The 17391-nt window shown below is 44.1% G+C and carries 18 protein-coding genes; 7 read left to right on the top strand and 11 right to left on the bottom strand.

Going from position 1 to position 17391, the window contains the following annotated elements:
* Positions 1–78: 78 nt before the first annotated feature.
* The 5 genes from GGD38_RS21800 (at position 79) to GGD38_RS21780 (ending at position 5827) form a co-directional block, all read left to right on the top strand.
* Positions 79–774 carry a LuxR C-terminal-related transcriptional regulator gene (locus tag GGD38_RS21800; protein ID WP_375301318.1) on the top strand — a complete coding sequence of 232 codons (696 nt, stop codon included), beginning with the start codon at positions 79–81 and terminating at the stop codon, positions 772–774.
* A 63-nt stretch (positions 775–837) separates the two neighbouring features.
* Positions 838–2631: a translation elongation factor 4 gene (lepA, locus tag GGD38_RS21795; protein WP_375301317.1), complete on the top strand. Its 1794-nt coding sequence runs from the start codon at positions 838–840 to the stop codon at positions 2629–2631.
* Positions 2632–2745: 114 nt separating this feature from the next.
* Positions 2746–4401 (top strand): WG repeat-containing protein, encoded by a 1656-nt coding sequence (locus tag GGD38_RS21790; RefSeq protein WP_375301316.1) that lies wholly within the window; start codon positions 2746–2748, stop codon positions 4399–4401.
* A gap of 123 nt (positions 4402–4524) precedes the next feature.
* Positions 4525–5046, top strand: coding sequence for a hypothetical protein (locus GGD38_RS21785; RefSeq protein WP_375301315.1), 522 nt, complete (start codon positions 4525–4527; stop codon positions 5044–5046).
* Between the two features lie 151 nt (positions 5047–5197).
* Positions 5198–5827, top strand: a complete 630-nt coding sequence (locus tag GGD38_RS21780) for a PH domain-containing protein (RefSeq protein WP_375301314.1) — start codon at positions 5198–5200, stop codon at positions 5825–5827.
* 240 nt (positions 5828–6067) lie between these two features.
* Here GGD38_RS21780 and GGD38_RS21775 read toward each other — a convergent pair whose 3' ends face one another.
* The 11 genes from GGD38_RS21775 to GGD38_RS21725 all read right to left on the bottom strand — a co-directional run bounded on the left by GGD38_RS21775 (position 6068) and on the right by GGD38_RS21725 (position 15992).
* On the bottom strand, positions 6068–7102 hold the full coding sequence (locus GGD38_RS21775) for a hypothetical protein (RefSeq protein WP_375301313.1): 1035 nt from the start codon (positions 7100–7102) through the stop codon (positions 6068–6070).
* Between the two features lie 80 nt (positions 7103–7182).
* On the bottom strand, positions 7183–7740 hold the full coding sequence (locus GGD38_RS21770) for a D-glycero-alpha-D-manno-heptose-1,7-bisphosphate 7-phosphatase (RefSeq protein WP_375301312.1): 558 nt from the start codon (positions 7738–7740) through the stop codon (positions 7183–7185).
* Between the two features lie 14 nt (positions 7741–7754).
* Positions 7755–8459 (bottom strand): nucleotidyltransferase family protein, encoded by a 705-nt coding sequence (locus tag GGD38_RS21765; RefSeq protein WP_375301311.1) that lies wholly within the window; start codon positions 8457–8459, stop codon positions 7755–7757.
* 88 nt (positions 8460–8547) lie between these two features.
* Positions 8548–9159 carry an SIS domain-containing protein gene (locus GGD38_RS21760; protein WP_375301310.1) on the bottom strand — a complete coding sequence of 204 codons (612 nt, stop codon included), beginning with the start codon at positions 9157–9159 and terminating at the stop codon, positions 8548–8550.
* A 315-nt stretch (positions 9160–9474) separates the two neighbouring features.
* Positions 9475–10503: a dehydrogenase gene (locus GGD38_RS21755; protein WP_375301309.1), complete on the bottom strand. Its 1029-nt coding sequence runs from the start codon at positions 10501–10503 to the stop codon at positions 9475–9477.
* A gap of 78 nt (positions 10504–10581) precedes the next feature.
* Entirely contained in the window at positions 10582–11721 is a 1140-nt protein-coding gene (locus GGD38_RS21750) for a glycosyltransferase (protein ID WP_375301308.1), read from the bottom strand.
* Complete coding sequence (locus GGD38_RS21745; RefSeq protein ID WP_375301307.1) at positions 11711–12667, bottom strand: glycosyltransferase family 2 protein; 957 nt, start codon at positions 12665–12667, stop codon at positions 11711–11713. Before GGD38_RS21745 ends, GGD38_RS21750 begins: the two co-directional genes overlap by 11 nt.
* A gap of 3 nt (positions 12668–12670) precedes the next feature.
* Positions 12671–13222, bottom strand: a complete 552-nt coding sequence (locus GGD38_RS21740; RefSeq protein WP_375301306.1) for a DUF4199 domain-containing protein — start codon at positions 13220–13222, stop codon at positions 12671–12673.
* A 12-nt stretch (positions 13223–13234) separates the two neighbouring features.
* A complete protein-coding gene (locus tag GGD38_RS21735) occupies positions 13235–14497 on the bottom strand; it encodes a dihydroorotase (RefSeq protein ID WP_375301305.1) in 1263 nt (420 codons plus the stop codon).
* 72 nt (positions 14498–14569) lie between these two features.
* Complete coding sequence (locus tag GGD38_RS21730) at positions 14570–14986, bottom strand: hypothetical protein (RefSeq protein WP_375301304.1); 417 nt, start codon at positions 14984–14986, stop codon at positions 14570–14572.
* Between the two features lie 55 nt (positions 14987–15041).
* Complete coding sequence (locus GGD38_RS21725) at positions 15042–15992, bottom strand: D-2-hydroxyacid dehydrogenase (protein WP_375301303.1); 951 nt, start codon at positions 15990–15992, stop codon at positions 15042–15044.
* 162 nt (positions 15993–16154) lie between these two features.
* Here GGD38_RS21725 and GGD38_RS21720 point away from each other — a divergent pair, with 162 nt between their 5' ends.
* Both GGD38_RS21720 and GGD38_RS21715 read left to right on the top strand, forming a co-directional pair.
* The gene (locus tag GGD38_RS21720; RefSeq protein WP_375301302.1) at positions 16155–16388 is read left to right on the top strand and encodes a hypothetical protein; all 234 of its coding nucleotides are present in this window, start codon (positions 16155–16157) and stop codon (positions 16386–16388) included.
* A gap of 1 nt (position 16389) precedes the next feature.
* Positions 16390–17370 carry an NAD-dependent epimerase/dehydratase family protein gene (locus tag GGD38_RS21715; RefSeq protein ID WP_375301301.1) on the top strand — a complete coding sequence of 327 codons (981 nt, stop codon included), beginning with the start codon at positions 16390–16392 and terminating at the stop codon, positions 17368–17370.
* Positions 17371–17391 lie beyond the last annotated feature (21 nt).

The following is a 17391-nucleotide window of genomic DNA, read 5'->3' as shown; positions in this document are numbered from 1 at the left end:
TGTGCAATACCCACTTTTAGGTAATTTTGTAAACACCCATCGCCGAAGCACCGGCGAAATTGAATGCCCTAAGCCATTATGATAACAGACCGTATAACCAACGTCATACTTACACATTCAACCCTGCAGGATAAGATCAATGCATTATCGGCTATTGCTGAAAGTTTGCCCATTGTGATCATTGTACACGACCTGCAATCTCAGGGAGTAATATATATGTCGCCCAACGGTTTAAAGATCCTGGGATGTACCCTTGAGGAAATAAAAGAATTAGGACCGGCTTATCACGACCTGTTTTTTAATAAAGAAGACCTGGCCGATTATGCGCCTAAGGTTTTTTCTCTGCTTAATTCTTCGGAAGATGATAAAATGGTGAGCAATTTTCAGCAGGTTCGCCCTTCCCATGATCACGACTGGAAGTGGTACCTCACCACGCACAAAGTGTTTATGCGCGATGAAACCGGAACCCCAACCCATTTAATAGCAGCAGCATCGCCCATTGATCCACAGCACCATGTTACCAGCAAAGTGAACCGGCTGCTGGAGGAAAATAACTTTCTCCGTCGCAATCAAAAGGTTTTTGGCTCCCTGGGCAAACGGGAAAAGGAAATATTGAAATTCATGGCACTAGGCAATAGTACAGCTGAAATGGCCGCAAATCTGTTCATTTCTGAACAAACCGTAAATACCCATCGACGGAACATCAAAGCAAAGCTGAATGCCGAAAGCAATTATGATATTGTGAAATTTGCGCAGTCTTTCGATTTGATCTGATTTCTCTCCATAATGCCACCAAAATCAGTTACTTTTGCCGCTATTTAAAGGACAATCGACTTAATGAAGAATATCCGCAATTTTTGCATTATTGCCCATATCGACCATGGTAAAAGTACCCTGGCAGACAGACTGTTACAATCTACCAATACCATCAGCGAACGCGAAATGATGGACCAGGTGCTGGACGATATGGACCTGGAAAGGGAAAAAGGGATCACCATCAAGAGCCATGCCATTCAGATCAACTATAAACATTCCGACGGTCAGGAGTACATCCTGAACCTGATCGATACGCCCGGTCACGTTGACTTCAGCTATGAAGTGAGCCGCGCCCTGGCCGCCTGCGAAGGCGCCCTGTTGCTGGTAGACGCTACCCAGGGTATTCAGGCCCAAACCATTAGCAATCTTTATCTCGCCATAGAGAACGATCTGGAGATCATCCCGGTTATCAATAAAATTGATATGGATGGCGCCATGATAGAAGAGGTAAAAGACCAGATCATTGAACTTATTGGCTGCAAACCCGAAGAAATATTGCTGGCCAGCGGCCGTACCGGTATCGGTATCGAAGGCATTTTGCAAGCCATTGTAGAACGTATACCTGCACCCGAGGGCGATACGCAAAAACCATTGCAGGCGCTGATCTTCGACAGCGTGTTCAATAGTTTCCGTGGTATTATCGTGTACTTCCGGGTACTGAACGGTGTCATCCGCAAAGGTGATATTGTAAAATTCGTGTCAACCGACATGGATTATGAGGCTGCAGAAGTTGGTATCCTTAAACTAAAGATGACCGAGAAGAAGGAAGTAGGCGCAGGCGACGTAGGTTATCTTATTACCGGTATCAAAAATGCCAAAGAAGTAAAAGTGGGTGATACCATCACCCTCAAGAATAATCCTACACAGGAAATGATCAAAGGTTTCCAGGAAGTGAAACCGATGGTATTCGCAGGTATCTTCCCGGTAAATACCGATGAGTTTGAAGAGTTACGCGACTGTATGGATAAACTCCAGCTGAACGATGCCTCTCTTACTTACGAACTGGAAACCTCTCAGGCCCTTGGCTTTGGTTTCCGATGTGGATTTCTGGGTATGCTGCACATGGAGATCATTCAGGAAAGGCTTGAACGCGAGTTTAACCAAACCGTTATCACTACCGTTCCGAACGTGAGCTTTATAGCCTATACTACCAAAGGTGAAAAGATCATCGTTAATAACCCTACCCAGTTCCCCGATCCGGTAAAGACCGACAGAATTGAAGAACCATACATCAAGGCGCAGATCATTACAAAGCCCGAGTATATCGGTAATATCATGACGCTTTGCCTGGGTAAACGCGGCATTTTGTTGAACCAAAGCTATTTGACCACCACCCGTGTGGAGCTGCAGTTCGAGATGCCATTGACAGAGATCGTATTCGACTTCTACGATAAATTAAAGAGCCAGACCCGCGGTTATGCATCGTTCGATTACCACCCGATAGGCTACCGTGAAAGCGATATCGTAAAGATGGATATACTGCTGAACGGCGATAAAGTGGATGCATTAAGCGCCCTCATTCACCGTGCACGCTCGCAGGATTTTGGCCGTAAACTTTGCGAAAAGCTGAAAGAGTTATTACCCCGCCAGCAGTTCCAGATAGCCATACAGGCAGCCGTTGGCGCCAAAGTACTGGCCCGCGAAACCATCAGCGCAATGCGCAAAGACGTTACCGCCAAATGTTATGGTGGTGACATCAGCCGTAAGCGTAAACTGTTAGAGAAACAGAAAGAAGGTAAAAAGCGTATGCGCCAGATCGGTAACGTAGAAGTACCGCAGGAAGCATTCCTCGCTGTATTGAAACTCGACGATTAAGAACATTTCAAAAATATGTACTGGCCCCGACAGCATTGTTGGGGCTTTTTTGTTGCCATAGCTTGCTCCCGAACAGGCAAATTATTAATATTGTTTCTAGAATTTTATACCTATATGAAGCAAATTGTACCTACTTTATTACTGTTAAGCAGTCTGATTGCCCATGCTCAAACAACTCCTGGTAAGCTGGCAGAGCCCCTGCCTAAAGAAAATACAACAAAAGCGCCGGAAGACAATAGACCTGTTAACAACACCAATGTAATAGATGGAAAAACTTTTTATACTGTGCGTGTCTACAAAGAGAAGGACCTGGTAACAGCAAGGATAGGGGAAGCTTTTGGGCCCAGGTATTACGCGCTGCTGGAATATCACACCAAGAAAAAGATTACTCCTTTTATATATGATGGCATTGGCCAATTTGTAAATTCTGATATAACGGCGGTAGTTCTGAATGGAAAATATGGTCTTATCAATGTAAAAGGCAAGCTGGTAGTGCCCTGTATTTATGATAACATGGATCGATTGATTGTTGATAACGCTTCATACTACACTGTTCAAAAGGACGGACGTTACGGTGTTATCAATGAACAGGGACAACAGGTGCTGCCAATGGAATACGATGAGCTTTCTGTGGATAAAGGTACTACCTACCTGGTAGTTACAAAAGATAAAAAGCAGGGTTTGATGAACTTTACCACGCGCAAACTGACCATGCCTGTTGAATATGATAGCGTTGGTGTTAGAGCCGGCAAAGCTGCAATTGTAAAAAAAGACGGTCAATACACTTTGTTGGACCTCAATGGAAACAAATTGTTGAGCAACTGGTATACCCGGTTCAGCGTTACTGAACCTGATCCTTCATATAGCCTCTTTGGCAGGCCTGCACCTCCTGACACTGCCCTTGTTGAACTGAACGGTAAAAAAGGCCTGATTACAATGACGGGAAAAGAAGTGATACCCATTGTATATGATCAATTGACCAGGTTAAAAAGCAATACGGTGAGCAAGCCCCTGGCTTTGATTGCTGAAAAAGCAGGTAAATATGGTTTGTTTGGAACCGATGGTAAAGTGGTGTTGTCTATGGAGTATGACAAGATAGATTTCCTTGCCCGTTACGCTGATGTGTTGATCGTAAAAAAGAAAGACCAAATGGGTTTGTTGGGTTTTGACGGAAAAGAATTGTTGCCTGTTTTGTATGATGAAGTCGTTTTCTCATATCATTATTACCTTGTAAAAAAGAATGATCAATACGGCTTATGTTCCCCCAAGGGAAGCCTTGTGCTGCCAGTGGAATACACTACCCTGGCGAGGGTTGTCAATAATAACAACCTGAATGGTGTTTATTATCTGGGCACTAAAGCGGGTAAAAAAGGCATAGCAGATATGGAAACCGCTAAACCATGTGTTGATTTTATTTATGATGATGTGCGCACTTTTCGTAGAGATCCCTATGAGGTTGACGTCTTTGCTAATCGCATTATTGTAGCACAGCATAGTAAATATGGTTTGGTCAATATAGGCGGTAAAACCTTATTGCCCTTTGAATACAGCGACATGCAATACGTCAATAATAAATGTGTTATTGCTGCTAAAAATGGCAAGTATGGTGTTTTAGATATTGATAATCCTACAACCCCATTGCTGCCTTTTGAATACAAGTCCATAAGCTACAGTGACTTTGCTGGTGGTAAGATCATTGTTCAGAAAGACTGGGCAACGGAGGAATATTATGTAAAAGAAAACGAACTTAAAAAGAGTAGTGGTTATTAGTTGATCCACCGGGTTAGCCCAGCATCGTCAGGGCTTTTTTATTCCCAAAATATTTAGTAATATCGAATATCAATTAAATGCGACGTAGGGGGATTCCAGTAGTTGAAAAATTATTGGAATACTATGTTAACCAAAAATATCAGCAAGGATCAACGAATACTGATCCTGCAGCAACCTTTACATCAACAGTATATCCTTCATTACTCAAATACTAATGGAGGCATTGTATTAATTCATAAGCTGGTTGATAGCGACGACAGCGACTTTGAATTACTCGTTGCCATTGGAATTGTATTGGCAAACGATGGCGAGAAAGTGGAGCTTCTTCCAAAGCTTCAGGAAAGAGATATAGATTTCAGACGTAAAGTATTGCCTGGTGCCAAAATGAATAAAAACCCTGACTTAAGAATTAATGAAGAATATTGGGAGGTAGAATCACCTGAGTGGCCATATAAAGACATTAATATAAACAACAGGATTAGAAAAGGGCAGGAGCAGGCAGACGCTTTAATAATTTATTTCCGAAAACCGGTTAATATAAAAATGGTAGAAAGGATAATAAAAGGCCGGTTTAAGATGCATAAGACCTTTCGAAAAGCAGAAATATGGGTAAACTCAATCCGGGTGGGAACCTGTATAAAATAAATAACCGGTAGCGCTAACTACCGGGTTGGTCCAAGCCGCAGCCTGATCCATTACGAATATACGACTTTTCTCATGTATTCAAAATATTTTTCTTACCCCCAAACAAAGGATTTAGATTTATTCATTATTTATCGTGTCTTAAATTACACACATGCGTACTCCACTACAAAAAGGCGAACAGATCTTATTGGTTACCCATACCAGCTGGGTTAAATTAATTGTTCCGGTATTGATTGGGCTGGCAGGTTGGGTGGCGTCTGTTTTTATTGGCTTTTTAGAATGGGGCTGGATAGCTGCCGTTGTAGGTTCGCTGTATTTTGTGATCGTTTATTTCTCCTGGAAGGTAAACATATGGGTAGTTACCAATTACCGCGTTATTGATGAAGCCGGTTTGTTCAATCATTTCGCCAAGGAAAGTCCGCTCGAAAAGATAAATAATGTATCGTACGATCAAACGCTGTGGGGCCGTATCCTCAATTTTGGCCATGTTGAAATTCAAACCGCGGCCGAAGTAGGCGCTACCGATTATTACAATGTTCATGGTCCTAAACGCCTCAAAGATACCATTACACTGGCCCAGGCTGAATATAAAAATATGCAACTGGCCAGTCAGGCCCAGCACATGGCCACCGCCATGGGTATACAACAAGGCGATGTTAAATATACTTCATCCGGCTCTGTTGCCATTGCTTCTGAACTGGAGAAATTACATCAGCTGAAACAACAGGGAATAATAACCGAAGAGGAGTTTAATAAAGCGAAGAATAAGTTGTTGGGATAGCAATGAGTTACAGGTTACAAGTTCCAGGTTGCAGGGAAATACAATTCCCGAATTTCGGAAAGGCATTGTTTTGTAGCGAATTCGCAAAAAAGGACCTGTAACGTGTAACCTGAAACCTGTAACCCAATAATAGCGAGCTCCGAAAGTTAAGAACCGGAAACCGGCAACCGGTAACTGGCAAACAGCTTATTATATACGAAAAACCCCGATTTTACTCGGGGTTTTCCTATGATAGTAAGTTTATCCTTTCTTCTTAGGCGCTGTAGCCTTCTTTGGCCTGGCAGGCTCTTTCTCTGGTATACCTGCTTCTTTCTCCATATTGCGGCGTGAGGCCTCTTCTAACCGCTGCTCATTGGCGTTACCGGCATCATCTAAAATAGCCGATTCACGGGGGAAGTCGCCATCTTTTAACTTCAGTTCAAACTCAAGGCGCTCCACATGCACCCATTGGCCGTTCTTCCATTTAAAAGCTTCAAAATCGCCATCGGGTATGTATGTCGATTTTCTTGTAGGTTCATTGCTTTCTGAGATCAGGTGATCGAACACAATGATATCTTTCTCGGGATCGTAATTAAAGAAGGTTTTTGCCTCTTTCTTATATTCAATATTGAAGCGCGCCTGTGATGGCTTTTTAACTGAATCTTCTTTGAATGAAATGGCGCCGCCAAACATAGGTTCGCCGCGTTCGTTAAAATGCATTACTTCTAACCACTTTCTGTTGCTGCTTACACTGTAATCGTCAAATCCCAACAAGGTATAGTACTTCTGTCCATTAAACTCTTTGGGAATAATGCGATAATAAATAGCGCCGATCCAGTTATTACGAGAACGTACCGAATCGAGCGGTTTTGCGGTGAACATCGAATAATCGAACAGGGGGAACAGTTTAAGCGATCCATCGGGCGTATTCATTTGAATAGCTCCTTTTTGCAGGTACACATATTCATCTTTCTTTAATTGCCAGGTGAATATGCGGAATGTGCTATCGGGCGAATACAACTTCGAAATATTCAAAGAATCGAATGGATGGTAAAATGAATTCTTTACTTTTAATGCCCTTACAAAAGTGCGGGTAAACACACTATCGCTTCTGAAACGGTCGGCGGGTTGTTCACTAAACACCATATTGGCCGACAATCTCTTTAAAGAGTCTTCTTTCTTCTGCAATTCCTTTTTATCGGCAGCTGAAATGGGCTGCGCAAAAACAGGCGCCACGCCAAATAAGCCGATCAATAACAAACAGCAGGTCAGATAATATTTATATAGGTAATTCATGGTATTTTTTAACCGTGTGGCAAAGTTACAACGATGCCGCCCGGGTTGCGAAACAGGAACGTGAAAGACCTGATAAAATTTTATTTCGTTTGCAAAGCTTTTGCAAAATCGGGTAAAGTATTAAATGCCAGGTCAATAGCAGGGTGGGGAAGTGCCACATCGGGGTGGGTTGTTTTAACAAAAACAGTATGAATACCACCATTACGCCCAAAATCCATATCGCTGATGTTGTTCCCTACGATCAGGGACCTTTGCAGGTCAATGGCGGGAAAATCTTTTTTCGCCTGGAAGATCATACCCGGATTGGGCTTACGGAACGGATCACTTGAATCATTGGCGGTACAGTAATAAATACGATCGATGCGGCCGCCGGCTTTTTCAATGTCAGCGGTCATTTTGGTATGAATATCGTTCAGATCGGCTTCTGTCATTAACCCGCGCCCAACACCTCGTTGGTTGGTGGTAAGAATTACCAGTCCGAACAAATCGGTGAGTGTCTTCATTGCTTCGGGCACCCCGTCGTAAAAAACAAACTCATCGTAATTGTATACATAGTCCTGGTACTTCTCATGATTTATAACACCATCACGATCGAGGAATAATGTCCAGCTTTTATCAATCTGTTTCAGATCTAACATAAATAGTCATCATTTTAGCCAGCCATGCCGGCAAGGTCGCGGTTTGCTTTTTCGAAATCTTCAGGTATTCCGATGTCAATAAAATACTCATCCTGCACTACGCCAAACATAGGGCGTTCGGTATATAATTTCTCCAGGTAATCTTTTTCAAAAGAGAACTTTTCAGGAAGCCCTTCGTTCAACAAGGCGGCTACCTGTACGGCATAGATGCCGCCATTGATAAGGCCGCTTTCGTAAAACTGTTTTTCCTTAAAGCTTTTAATGGCGCCGTTCTCTTTCAATTCAACTACACCATACCTGTCGAAACGTTGCATGGGTTTTAGCGCCAGCGTGCAATGACTTTGGTTTTGCTGATGAACGGCGGTCAATGCCGGCAGTTGTATAGAGAATAAAGTGTCGCCGTTAAGGATGAGCACATTTTCTTCGGTAGCCTGTTTGCAGGCCAATTGAATAGCGCCACCGGTACCCAGCGGCTCCTTTTCAATTACATATTGTTTGTTGCAACCGGCATAAGCAGTATCGAGAAATGCTTCAATAGCTTCGTGTTTATAACCCAGCGAAAAAATGAATTTCTCAACGCCCTGTTTTTTGAAATGGTCGATCACATACGACACAAATGGCCGTCCTGCTACCGGTGCCATACACTTGGGAAGATCAGGTACGGCTGAGCGTAACCTGGTCCCTAATCCACCTGCGAGAATAATACATTCTTTGATCATATAAATTACCTGTTACAGGTTGCAAGTTTCAGGTTGCAGGGAAATACAATTCGCTTTTCCCCTGTAACCTGAACCCTGTAACTTGCAACTACTTATTGAAATATTGTTCTTCTACCAACTGACATATAATGTGCCCTAACATAATATGGCTTTCCTGAATGCGCGGTGTATCTTTTGAAGGAACGTTTACCAGGTAATCGCTCAGTGGTTTCATTTTACCACCGGCGTCGCCGGTAAAGCCAACCGTAACGATCCCTTTTTCGCGGGCGGTCTCAAATGCTTTTACAATATTGGCCGAGTTGCCGGATGTAGATAAACCTACCAGTACATCGCCTTTCAAACCAATACCTTTTATTAAACGGGCATATACCACATCGTAGCTGTAATCGTTGGCTACGGCGGTTAAGTAGGAAGTGTTACAGTGTAATGCTTCGGCAGGCAATGCATCGCGATCGGTATAAAAACGGCCGCTGAACTCTGCCGCCAGGTGTTGTGCATCGGCGGCACTGCCACCATTACCGGCAAAATAAACACGATTACCATTGCGCAGCGCTTCGGTAATTATGTTTGCCAGTTTTTCAATAGTACCCAACAATACAGCATCTTTTAAGATAAGTTCTTTGGTACTTATAGAGGCTTTGATAATGTCGGTGATCTTATTCATCATAGAATATTCTTTACTAATTTGATTGTTTTTCATTTTGTACAAGCATATTTCGGCAATCGGCAATCGTGAATCGGCAATAGTCTCCGAAATTTAAGGACTCGCGAACTCGTAAAACGTGAAACGGCAAACGTGAAAGACCTATTATCGAGCCTCAAAACAATTTTCAGCCCTGTTTATCTTACAGCAGAAGTCTGTTCGTGTTTCCTTTATCAACTATATCACCTCTATCATCTTTTCAACTTCCTTGTTAACTCGTCAACTTGTTAACTTGTCAACCTTTTACTTCTTACATCTTACTTCTCTGCCTAAATTCAACGGCCATTCCCTTATCAAAATGTCCGCTACTATCTATATCGACCACGACGTAAGCCCATGGTCAACAAACTGATAGTTCTTAACAAAACCACCAAACGCATTCAGCCGTTCAATTACTTTATATTTTGTATTGGCCGGGCAATAGAAGGTCATAAAGCCACCACCACCGGCACCGGATATTTTACCACCCGTGGCGCCTGCTTTTTTAGCTGCTTCATAAATTTCATCCATCAAATTATTTGAAATGCCTTCGGCCATTTGTTTTTTCTGTTGGAACCCAAAATCGAGGATCTCCCCAATTTCGTGTAAACGCCCTTTCAGCAACGCTTCTTTCATCAGTTGCGCCTGGCGTTTTAACTGGTGCATGGCGTCGATGGGTTTTTCTTTTTTGCCAACCACATTCGCACTTTGCTTTTCAATGATCTTAGCCGATTCGCGACTGGTAGCTGTATAATACAGAACAAGATTGTTTTCCAGTTCAAACAAATACTGCTGTTTTATTCGCAACGGATTCACCACTACATTATCGCCATGAAACTCCATATAGTTAACGCCGCCAAAAGTAGCAGCGTATTGGTCTTGCTTGCCACCGGCCATAGCCAGGTCGCTACGCTCTATTTCATAAGCAAGCTGGGCAACATCATATTCACCCAGTGGCAGCCGCAACATCTCTGCAAAAGCGCCTACAATGGCAACCACCAGCGTAGAAGAGGTACCCAGGCCCGAACCCGCAGGTGCATCTACAAAGGTGCTCAGCTTAAACCCGGTTTCGGGCATGCCGTATTGTTTTTGAATACGGTTATATACGCCCTTTAACAGATCGAGTTTACCATCTATTGGCAGCTCCCTGCTCCAGTCAAATTGCTGCTCTTCCTGCCTGTCCATCGTTTGCAGCAGGATCGTTTTCTCTTCAACAGGTTCAATATTGGCATAGGCGTATAGCGATACCGTAGCATTCAAAATTGCTCCGCCATACAAGTCGCTGTATGGACTAACATCGGTACCACCACCAGCCAAACCTATACGTAATGGCGCTTTACTTCTATAGATGCTTTTAGTCATTTATAAGTAAGTATATTATATGCGATGTGATGCCTGATATTTGTATTTCCATTATCAAATTAGCACATCAGCACATTATCACATTATGGTTAGTATTGTTTCTACCAATTTATTCCAGCTGTACTTTTCCTTTTCGCTGCGAAGATGCGGTATAAAATACTGTTCTCCAAGCTCAAAATACCTGCCGATGGCGGCCGCCAGCGAAGCCGGGTTTTCAGATTCACATACCAGTCCCACTTTTTCATGCGGTACCATTACAGGCAAATTGCCCACATTGGTAACGATCATTGGCTTCTCAAAATGATATGCCAGGGGCGTAACCCCGCTTTGGGTAGCATTGCGATAAGGTTGAACAACTACATCAGCTGCACTTAGATAATATCTTACTTCGCTATCTGGAATAAAATCGGTCCTTAATATGAGACGATCTTCAATCCCAAGCCGTTTTATTTGGTCCCGGAAAGGTTTTTCATCTTCATAAAATTCACCGGCCACCAATAGTTTTGGTGTACTGGCCGAACCCGGGGAAGGTTGCAGCAGTTTCATGGCATCAAATGCTATATCGAGGCCTTTGTAACGGCGAATGAACCCAAAGAAAAGGATGATCTTTTCATTTACATCGATGCCCAGCTTTTTTCTGGCTTCTTCTTTGGGCACAGCCGGTCCAAAATTATCATACAAGGGATGTATAACCTCTTTTGCCGGTTTGTCTTTCTCAAACAGGCGCAGGTCTTTCATCACCTTATCACTCATGGTAATAAAGGCATCGCAACTCTTGAGGAAATATTTCGTGAAAGGCACGTCGCCAGGACGTTTTTCGTGGGGAATAACATTATCGGTAATGGCAATCACCTTTGTATGCCTGTTCTTCTTTGCCCTGCGTAAAATGGTGCCCAGTGCCGGGCCCATAAACGGCAGCCAGTAGCGTACAACTATAATATCGGGACGTATTCGCTGTAATGCATTTCCTATTTGTAACCAGTTGAGCGGCCAGCAGGAATTAATTACAGAATATATTTCAATATCAGTTGGCGCCGGTTCCGAAGAATACTGTGTGGTGCCAGGAAATAAAAACGAAGGATACTGCAATGAAAAAGAATAGATGCAGCAGGTATGGCCTTCATCATTGAACTGTTTGCACAGCCGCTGATCGAAAGTTGCCAAACCACCCCGCAACGGATGTGCGGGCCCTATGATCACTATATTTTTATGCGCCATTCTTATCGATACCTATTTTCTTCTCAATCAAATAAAAATTGCGCCCGGGTGAGTTACGCGATATCAGTTCGCCAAGGAAACCTGCTATAAACAGCAGGGTACCCATAACCATGGCAGTTAATGATATATAGAATACCGGCCGGTTGGTAAGGGCGTATTCCGGTTGAATGAACTTAGAAATAACCAGGTACAGCACCATTAAAAAGCCCGATATCAGGAACGCAGAGCCCCACAAACCAAAGAAGTGCATGGGTCGTTTGCTATACTTGCCCACGAAAGTAATGGAAGCCAGATCGAGAAAGCCGTTCACAAAACGTTCCCAGCCAAACTTGGTAGTACCGTATTTGCGCTTGCGGTGTTCCACTACTTTTTCGCCGATCTTTTTAAAACCGGCCCATTTTGCCAGCACCGGTATATAGCGATGCATTTCGCCATATACTTCAATACATTTAACAACCTTATTGCGGTAAGCTTTCAATCCGCAGTTGAAATCATGCAATTGGATCTTCGACATGCGGCGTGTAGCCCAGTTGAAGAATTTGCTTGGAATATTCTTGGTAAGCGTATTATCGTAACGCACTTTTTTCCAGCCGCTAACCAGGTCAAAGCCTTCCTGCACGATCATTTGGTACAGCCCGGGTATTTCATCGGGACTATCCTGCATATCGGCATCCATAGTAATAACCACTTTACCCTGTGCGGCTTTAAAGCCTTCGTTCAGGGCAGCAGATTTACCGTAGTTCCGTTGAAAGCGAATGCCTTTTATGTTCGCATTCTTTAATCGTAATTGTTCAATAACGGTCCAAGACTCATCGGTACTGCCGTCATCGATCATAATGATCTCATAGGAGTAGTTGTTGGCCGTAACCACCCGCTCAATCCATGCACACAATTCGGGCAGGGACTCCTCTTCATTCAACAACGGCACTACAATGGATATATCCATAGTTTATTGGTTAAATGAATTTTCAAAAAAGGGCCGCTTCTTTTTCATGATGCCCGCAACAATAAGGGCTATTATGAAATGAAGAATACATCTTACGGCGAATGCCAGGGCCTGTGCAGCCAAACCGAAACTGTTGAATTTTTCCATCCATTCCAGTGTTTGGTCAATTTTCGACTGCGGCATATTGCTTTTCTCCATTTCATAGATCATTGCGTCAATAGAAGCCTGACGAAGGGCTTCTCTAAACGCCGTATCTATATAATTAAACAGCACATAGTCGAATATGGTTGATAACAAAATGCCAATGACCATTACTTTGAAGATCCCTTTTAATGCATCGGCAAATTCAAGATAACCACCCTGTTGTTTTCTCAATTGCCAGGCTGTTAAAAAAGCAAAGCCTACGGCAATTACTACGCCAAGGTATTTATTGCTCGGGTGCATATAGGCATTTACACCGCCCAAATACAGGATTACGGTATATACAATGCTGATAACTCCAAAAAGCAAACCATACAGCAAGATGGGACTTTTGCCGGCGGATGCAGTTGTCATAAAATAATGGTATTAATTTAGAATTAAGGCGTCTTTATTGATGATCCCTTTTACTGAACCATTGAGTGTTTTTCCGGTGAAAGCAGAGTTTTTCGACTTTGACCTGAAAGATGCGGCTGAAATGGTAACCGCAGCACCTGGTTCAAACAAAGTGAAACAGGCAGGTGCATCTTTTTTGATCACCGGTATTTCAAGTCCGAAGATCTTTCGGGGATTAATGCTCACCAGTTCAACCCAGCGGCTTTCGGTAAGCCCGGGCAGCACGGTTTTGACAGCGCTGTAGGAGGTTTCCAGTCCGGTCATACCATATTTGGCATACTCAAACTCAAGTACCTTGCTATCGTACTCATGCGGCAGGTGGTGCGTAGCAATACAATCTATTGTTCCGTCAAGAACTGCCTGGCGGAGCAATTCAACGTCGCTTTTGGTACGCAACGGGGGAAATACTTTCAAATTTGTGTCGTAGTCTGTCAGGTCTTCGTCGGTAAAGAAAAGGTGATAAGGCGTAACAGAACATGTTACCGCCAAACCGGCTTCTTTTGCGCGGCGAATATATTCGAGTGATTTGGGCGAGCTAACCCCGGTGAAATGCAATTTTGAATCGGCATAGCGAACCAGTTTTATATCTCTGGCCACCTGTAACTCTTCTGCCATCATGGGTTTACCGGGCAATCCCAGGCGGGTTGAAACAATACCTTCGTGCATAAGGCCATTGGCGCCTACGCTTTTGTCGTCGGGTATTTGTATAACTGTACCATCAAAAGCTTTTACGTATTGCAGCGCTTTCAATAGCAAACCGGCCGACTGAATGGGGTTCAGGCCATCGCTGAACGCTACGGCGCCGCTGGCGCGCATGTCGTACATTTCGGCCAGGTCTTTACCTTCCGCTCCTTTCGAAATGGCGCCTATGGGGTGAATGTTCACCGGCAGCGATTTCGATTTCTGACTAATGTATTCTGCCTGGGTTTTGCTATCGATCACCGGTTTGGTATTGGGGATCACGAAAACGTCGGTATAACCACCAGCGGCTGCTGCGCGGGAACCGGTTTCCAGTGTTTCCTTGAACTCGTAGCCGGGGTCGGCAAAATGGGCAAAAACATCTACCCAGCCTGGCGATAAATGCAGCTGGCTGCCCGAAATTACCTGATCTGCTTCTGCTGATATAGCAGGTTGAATATCCCTGATAATACCTGATTCAATAAGGACATCCTGCTTTGTTCCGTTAAATGGTGATGATGGGTCTGTAATTGTAACCTGTTGAATTAGAATCTTCATTATCAAAAAGTTGAGCGAAGATACGGTTTTCTGCTTTAAGTTCTTAGTTCTTAGTTCTCAGTTCATTAGTTCTTAACGTTTAAAAAATCCGGGGTTACCGGTTACCAGTTGCCGGATACCGGGCCCAAATTTCGGAGCCTCCGCTAACAGGCAGCATACCGAGCATTCAAGCCTGGTAACCGGAAACCGGCAACCTGCAACCTGTAACCTGTATTTGTATTCCCTGCAACCTGCAACCTGTATTTTGTATTCCCTGCAACCTGTAACCTGCAACCTGGAACCTGTATTTGTATTCCCCGGCAACCGGTAACCGGCAACCTGTATTTTGTATTCCCCGGCAACCTGTAACCGGCAACCTGTAACCTGTATTTTGTATTCCCTGAAACCTGCAACCTGCAACCTGTAACCTGTATTTTGTATTTCCCCGGCAACTGGTAACCGGCAACCTGTAACCTGTATTTTGTATTCCCTGAAACTTGAAACCTGCAACCTGTAACCTGTATTTTGTATTTCCCCGGCAACAGGGAACCGGTAACCGGAAACTTTAACTCACTTTATTCACCGGCGCTCCCTTTAAAAATGCAGCAACATTTTCAACCGTCACCTCCATAACCCGCTGCCGCGCTTCCTTACTGATCCACGCAATGTGTGGGGTAATAATGCAATTTTTGGCCGAAAGCAAGGGATTATCAGCTGGCGGTGGTTCGGTCGACAACACATCCAGCGCCGCGCCGGCAATACGGTTGCTGTTCAGGGCATCGGCCAGGTGCTGCTCGTTGATGAGCGGTCCGCGGGAAGTATTTATTATACAGGCCGAAGGTTTCATAACCCCAATTAATTCATTATTTACAAAGCCGGTATTTTCTGGCTTTAGCGGACAGTGCAGCGAAATAAAATCGCTTTTGGCAAACAGATCGGGCAGGGAAGCCCAGGGCGCAAATGCATTTTCTTTTTTGGAAGGAGTGTAGTAGAGCACCTTCATGCCAAAGGCCTGGGCAATGCGGGCAGTTTGCTGGCCGATATTTCCCCAGCCAACGATGCCCATGGTTTTGCCTGCCAGCTCGGTTAATGGCGATAACTGATAGCTAAAGTCGGGCGACTTCACCCAGCCGCCGGCGGCAACCGACGCGGCATGTTTGCCAACCTGATTGGTGAGTTCAAGCAAAAGTGCAAAACTGTGCTGGGCTACAGAATCGGTTCCGTATGCCGGAACATTGCTTACCACAATACCTTTTTGGGCGGCGGCCTGTACATCTATGATATTATAACCCGTGGCTGTAACCCCAATGAGTTTTAAATTAGGCAACTGGTCAATAGCGGCGGCATTGAACGGCACTTTATTGGTTAGAACAATTGCGGCATCTTTGCATCGGTCAATTAACTCATCGGGCTTCGTTCTGTCGTATACGGTAAGTTCGCCCAACGTTTCTATTTGTTTCCAACTCAAATCGCCGGGGTTAAGGGTATAACCGTCGGTTACTACTATTTTAGTCATCAGCCAATAATTAAAGTATGTGTAAGCGACAAAAATACAGGAATAAAGTTTGTGTTGCCAGTTACCGGGCACCAGTTGCCAGGTAATACAATTGTATTCCCGGTAACCGGAAACTGGTAACCGGTAACTGCATATCTTAGCACAAATTTTCAATCGCGTAATATGGCAGAATACGTAATAATAGTAAACCAGATAGAAGAATACCAGATGCTGAACGATACACGATCGCTCGATGCCATTTTTCGCAAAGCGCAAAGCGCCGTAGTTGGAGGTGAAGTAGTGGCGCTGGTTAGGCAAAACGCCAACGGACAACAATATAGGTTTGAAGAGATCTCAACCCTCGAAGATCTAAATGTATATAAGAAGAATGTATACAAGTATGTAAAAGAAGAATAACATGAGAATCCTTGTCACAGGCAGTGCCGGCCATTTGGGCGAAGCCCTGGTGCGCACACTGCAGGAAATGAAATATGAGGTGGTTGGCATAGATATACTGGCCTCACCATTTACCAACTATACCGGAACAATAGCCGATCGCGACTTTGTAAAGCAATGTATGCAGGGCGTGAGCGTGGTATTACATACAGCCACTTTGCACAAACCCCATGTGGCCACCCATACACCCCGCCAATTTATTGATACCAATATTACCGGTACATTAAATTTATTACAGGAAACAGTAGCTGCAGGTGTTGAATCATTCATATTTACCAGCACCACCAGCACATTTGGCGATGCACTGGTGCCACCACCTGGTGCCCCTGCCGCCTGGATCACAGAAGAGGTAACGCCTGTTCCTAAAAACATTTATGGTGTTACCAAAACCGCCGCTGAGAATTTGTGCCAGCTGTATTACCGCAATTTCGGACTGCCCTGTATTGTATTACGCACTTCGCGTTTCTTTCCGGAAGAAGACGATAACAAAAAAATGCGCGGAATATATGCCGATTCAAATATAAAAGCCAATGAATTCCTGTACCGCCGGGTAGAAATAGAAGATGTGGTAAGCGCCCACCTGTTGGCTATGCAACATGCACGGCGTATTGGTTTTGGCACGTACATCATTAGCGCTACTACACCTTTTACCAAAGCCGATCTGTTGAACCTGCGGCTGCATGCCACAGATGTAGTGAAACACCTGTTTCCCGAATATGTTGAATTATATGAACAATTGGGCTGGAAGATGTTTCCCTCGCTCGACAGGGTATATGTGAACGAACGCGCCCGAAATGAACTGGGCTGGCAACCTAAATACGACTTCAAATACATTATTGAGCAGATTCGTTCCTCAAACGACCTGCGCAGCCGGCTGGCGGCACAAATAGGCGTTAAAGGTTACCATGCCGAAAAATTCAATGAAGGGCCTTATCCGGTGTGAAAAATCTCAAATCACAAGATT

It is taken from the genome of Niastella sp. OAS944, from assembly GCA_024809215.1.
Classification (GTDB): Bacteria; Bacteroidota; Bacteroidia; order Chitinophagales; family Chitinophagaceae; genus Niastella.
The sequence above is the reverse complement of the archived record's forward strand: the minus strand, read 5'-3'. Positions and strand labels throughout refer to the sequence as shown.

What these genes read in the sequence shown, in the direction of transcription:
- GGD38_RS21800 (WP_375301318.1), top strand. Translation starts at nt 79, where the DNA reads ATGATAACAGACCGTATAACCAACGTCATACTTACACATTCAACCCTG.
- lepA (WP_375301317.1), top strand. Translation starts at nt 838, where the DNA reads ATGAAGAATATCCGCAATTTTTGCATTATTGCCCATATCGACCATGGT.
- GGD38_RS21790 (WP_375301316.1), top strand. Translation starts at nt 2,746, where the DNA reads ATGAAGCAAATTGTACCTACTTTATTACTGTTAAGCAGTCTGATTGCC.
- GGD38_RS21785 (WP_375301315.1), top strand. Translation starts at nt 4,525, where the DNA reads ATGTTAACCAAAAATATCAGCAAGGATCAACGAATACTGATCCTGCAG.
- GGD38_RS21780 (WP_375301314.1), top strand. Translation starts at nt 5,198, where the DNA reads ATGCGTACTCCACTACAAAAAGGCGAACAGATCTTATTGGTTACCCAT.
- GGD38_RS21775 (WP_375301313.1), bottom strand. Translation starts at nt 7,102, where the DNA reads ATGAATTACCTATATAAATATTATCTGACCTGCTGTTTGTTATTGATC.
- GGD38_RS21770 (WP_375301312.1), bottom strand. Translation starts at nt 7,740, where the DNA reads ATGTTAGATCTGAAACAGATTGATAAAAGCTGGACATTATTCCTCGAT.
- GGD38_RS21765 (WP_375301311.1), bottom strand. Translation starts at nt 8,459, where the DNA reads ATGATCAAAGAATGTATTATTCTCGCAGGTGGATTAGGGACCAGGTTA.
- GGD38_RS21760 (WP_375301310.1), bottom strand. Translation starts at nt 9,159, where the DNA reads ATGAAAAACAATCAAATTAGTAAAGAATATTCTATGATGAATAAGATC.
- GGD38_RS21755 (WP_375301309.1), bottom strand. Translation starts at nt 10,503, where the DNA reads ATGACTAAAAGCATCTATAGAAGTAAAGCGCCATTACGTATAGGTTTG.
- GGD38_RS21750 (WP_375301308.1), bottom strand. Translation starts at nt 11,721, where the DNA reads ATGGCGCATAAAAATATAGTGATCATAGGGCCCGCACATCCGTTGCGG.
- GGD38_RS21745 (WP_375301307.1), bottom strand. Translation starts at nt 12,667, where the DNA reads ATGGATATATCCATTGTAGTGCCGTTGTTGAATGAAGAGGAGTCCCTG.
- GGD38_RS21740 (WP_375301306.1), bottom strand. Translation starts at nt 13,222, where the DNA reads ATGACAACTGCATCCGCCGGCAAAAGTCCCATCTTGCTGTATGGTTTG.
- GGD38_RS21735 (WP_375301305.1), bottom strand. Translation starts at nt 14,497, where the DNA reads ATGAAGATTCTAATTCAACAGGTTACAATTACAGACCCATCATCACCA.
- GGD38_RS21725 (WP_375301303.1), bottom strand. Translation starts at nt 15,992, where the DNA reads ATGACTAAAATAGTAGTAACCGACGGTTATACCCTTAACCCCGGCGAT.
- GGD38_RS21720 (WP_375301302.1), top strand. Translation starts at nt 16,155, where the DNA reads ATGGCAGAATACGTAATAATAGTAAACCAGATAGAAGAATACCAGATG.
- GGD38_RS21715 (WP_375301301.1), top strand. Translation starts at nt 16,390, where the DNA reads ATGAGAATCCTTGTCACAGGCAGTGCCGGCCATTTGGGCGAAGCCCTG.